Origin of the sequence: Staphylococcus coagulans (genome assembly GCF_002901995.1) — a bacterium.
GTDB classification, from domain to species: Bacteria; Bacillota; Bacilli; order Staphylococcales; family Staphylococcaceae; genus Staphylococcus; species Staphylococcus coagulans.
Genome location: NZ_PPQN01000099.1, coordinates 1 through 3,543 on the forward strand (window position 1 = coordinate 1; position 3,543 = coordinate 3,543).

4 protein-coding genes are annotated in these 3,543 nt (G+C 33.5%); 1 reads left to right on the forward strand and 3 read right to left on the reverse strand.

All coding sequences use genetic code 11. The features are described 5' to 3' along the window. Positions 1-42: 42 nt before the first annotated feature. The 3 genes from CD118_RS11350 to nucI all read right to left on the reverse strand — a co-directional run bounded on the left by CD118_RS11350 (position 43) and on the right by nucI (position 2,934). Positions 43-1,413: an APC family permease gene (locus CD118_RS11350; RefSeq protein WP_103356720.1), complete on the reverse strand. Its 1,371-nt coding sequence runs from the start codon at positions 1,411-1,413 to the stop codon at positions 43-45. 2 nt (positions 1,414-1,415) lie between these two features. Then, positions 1,416-2,144 (reverse strand): gamma-glutamyl-gamma-aminobutyrate hydrolase family protein, encoded by a 729-nt coding sequence (locus CD118_RS11355; RefSeq protein ID WP_103356721.1) that lies wholly within the window; start codon positions 2,142-2,144, stop codon positions 1,416-1,418. Between the two features lie 280 nt (positions 2,145-2,424). Beyond that, the gene (gene nucI, locus CD118_RS11360; protein WP_016424977.1) at positions 2,425-2,934 is read right to left on the reverse strand and encodes a thermonuclease NucI; all 510 of its coding nucleotides are present in this window, start codon (positions 2,932-2,934) and stop codon (positions 2,425-2,427) included. Positions 2,935-3,069: 135 nt separating this feature from the next. Between nucI and CD118_RS11365 the strand changes: the two genes are divergently transcribed. Then, the gene (locus tag CD118_RS11365; protein ID WP_103356722.1) at positions 3,070-3,276 is read left to right on the forward strand and encodes a hypothetical protein; all 207 of its coding nucleotides are present in this window, start codon (positions 3,070-3,072) and stop codon (positions 3,274-3,276) included. Positions 3,277-3,543: the final 267 nt, after the last annotated feature.

Below are 3,543 nucleotides of genomic sequence, written 5' to 3' on the forward strand. Positions count from 1 at the left end.
ATTATGATGCGATTGATTTAAATCATTTCAAGAAATTTTTCATTATTTTATGTCACTTTGCTGATATCTCATTTTGTTAAGTATAAATAAAATAGCTGGTAACACAATATAACCAATGACCATAGCTGTAATTGCGAAATAGTTCAAAGTGGTATGCTGGCCTTCAACGATTGAAAACTGCCCTTTCCAATTGAATTTAACTAATAATATGATTGTAAATAAAAATGAAATGGTAGGAAGTATCACATCTGTAAAGACATTTTTCTTAACGTTTTCTAATACTGTCCCTTTATTTTTATTGTAATAAAATACAATCACCCCTATTGGAACGACTAAAAATTGAATAAAACGTGAGATTGAACTTAACACAATAATACTTGTCATATTATATTGAAACGCCATAGGAATAATAATAGCAATTAAAAAAGTAACGATAAAGGCATTAAACGGAAAATCATATTTTGTACGTTTTTTAAACCATGGGGAAATTTGTTGTTGATTCGCAATGGCTTCAATGATTCTTGGTGTAGAAAATGAAGCAGCTACGTTAATTCCAAACATGGATATAAGTGCACCATATAAGATGATATTTTGGATGATTGGTGAGTGAAAAACAGCTACTAAGGAAACAACTTGCTTTGTTTCAATTAACGCTTGTGGGTTCAATGCCATTGTAACTAAAATAATCCCTAAATAAACAGCAGCAATCGAAAGAATAGCTATTGGGATAGCGCGTGGTAAATTTTTCTCTGGATTTTTCATATCTTCAGATCCACTCGCTACACTTTCGAAGCCCGTAAAAGCATAAAATGCAGCAACAATCGCCAAAACAAAAGTTGTGGTATCGATTTTAGAAGTGTCGACGATATGCGTAACTTCCGAAAAACGAACTTCACCGGTTGTTACAATTACAACAATACCAGCTACAATTGTTGTAACGAGTGCGAGTAATTTACCAATCGTTGATAAATTATTAATAATCTCAAAGAGTTTATTCCCTGTAATATTAATTAATAGTAGTGTTACCATTAATATTAAAAAGCCAATTGTAATTAGTGTGGTGTTTGTATTGTCACCCCCGAATATTGTGATGACTGTTTTCACAACTGCTGTAGACATAACTCCCCATGCGATACATGCCGCTATGAAGCGTGTAATACCTACATAGAAACCAATATTGTTGCCAAAAGCCGCAGTTGCATAAGCATACGCCGCACCACTTTTATTTACATATTTTGAAGCAGCGGCAAATGTTACTGCCAATATAGAAGCAAATATAGCTGCTAATATATAGACATAGGGCGTGTATGACCCGGCAATGGATATGACTGCACCTGGAGATAAGAAGATCCCTGATCCGATAATTGAGTTAATTGCTAATAAGACGATTGACCAAAACCCTAATTTCTTCATTTTTAACCACTTTCTTTCGCATTTTTAATAAAATCTATAAATAACTTATCCATTGCTTCTTCTCGCCATAACATTTCAGGATGCCACTGCACCCCCACTAAATAAGGGTAGTTCTGAGCTTCGATACATTCAATCACACCGTCACTTGAACTAGCAGTACCTTTGAAGTCCGGTGCAATATCTTTAATTAATTGATGGTGAAATGAATTCACAAAAATCTCTCGTTCTTCAAACACCCGAGCTAAATGACATTGCTCTAATATTTGGATACGATGTGTTTTTTCAGTCGGATTCACACCTTGCCAATGTCTTAATGTTTCGCGTTCACGATAAGAAACATCTTGGTACAATGTACCACCATGGTATACATTGATCAGTTGAGCCCCTCTACAAATACCTAAAATAGGAATGCCACGTTTTTTCGCTTGTTCTAATGCCGTATATTCAAATAAATCGCGCTTTAATAACGTTTCTCCTATTAAGTTTCTCGGATCTTCTCCATACAAATGAGGACTGACATCATAACCACCACTCAAAATCAGACCATCTAATTGTTCGACCTGTTTTACGATTGCATTTTTATCTGAATGTATAGGAAGTACAACTGGCACACCTGCATGCTTAGTAACAGAATAAACATAATCTTGGTTGATATAGCAACGTTCGTACCCAGGAAACATACCATCTTTATCACGTAAAATATTGGCGGTAATTCCTATTATAGCTACCATATACATCCCTCCATTACAATTGAGTTATTTTAATTATAATGTGGGTGTCGATTTTGTCAATAAAACTTTCTGATTTTTCTGACTTTTTAAGTCAGATATTTCATTTTTTATCAATAACCGTTCAATGTGTAAGTGTTTATAAAACAAAAAGCTGAAGTTATCACAGTATAAACTCAATCTGTAGATAACTCAGCTTATTTGTCAATTTGCACATGAAAAATTAAAATATTCCGCTCGTCTTGTGATTTAAAAATCGGCCTCACATGAGCAATTTATCCAATTACGCTTCACTCCAAATGTTGAGCTTTTTCTTTTGTGCTTCTTTTTGTGCTTGTTCGATTTGAGGACGATATTTATAGTTTGGTGAATAGAATTTTGCTCGTGCTAATCCTTCTTTTGCAAGTCTGACATTAAACATTTTATCGCCTACCCAAACATAAGCAAGTGTACGTCCATATCTGTCTTTCGGCGCGCGATCATATTCTAAAGTGACACGTTTACCTGTAAGATGCTTTTTCGTAAAATCAGATGCTTCTTTACCATAAGGTTGAACTGGCGTATTAGGTTTAACCGTTTCAGGGGTATCAACACCAATCATACGCACACGTTCTTCTTTTCCATCTTTATTGACTATAATGGTATCGCCGTCGATGACACGTGTAACTATGTAAGAGTCACCTTTTGTACTGCCTTCCGTCGTTTTAAACGGTCCTTGTCCATTTACATATTGTAATGTTAAGACAAAGATTGCTACTACAACAATTAATAAACCAGATGTAAATTTCTTCATCATTTCCTCCTTATTATTTATAAATTAATACTTTTATATTATTATATTTATATATAATTTTCCATAAGTTTTCTTGCCCTAATTGTGACTTTTTATCTACAAATGCTATAATGTTGACATTAGGAGTGAAAAAATATGAAAACATTTAAAAATAATTATCTATCTTTAGTGATTATCATTGTAGCCATTTTAATCGGCTTCTTTTTACAACATAAATTCAACCTTCCACTATTTGCTGGTGCATTCATCGGTGTCTTCCTCGGCATGCTAGGTGGTTTTATCACACAAATTTTAATGCCTAAAGATCAAAATCATGACGCTGACCAAAAACATCGTCAGTAAATACAATGATAATCCATAAAAAGTTCACTTAAACTATAACTGAACACACATATGTATAAATCATAAGAAAAGACTACACTTTTAAACGCACAAATGATACAACTCAATCTTTAACAGGTTCTCCACTCACAGCCAGTCTGTGCAGTGGATTTTTTTGAAATCGTACAATACTTTTGGAAATACGTTTTTAATTTATAAACCCTTGATAGCAAATCATTATCTGTCACAAATCATTCTATATTACAATTGTAATATAAAATTCTTTTA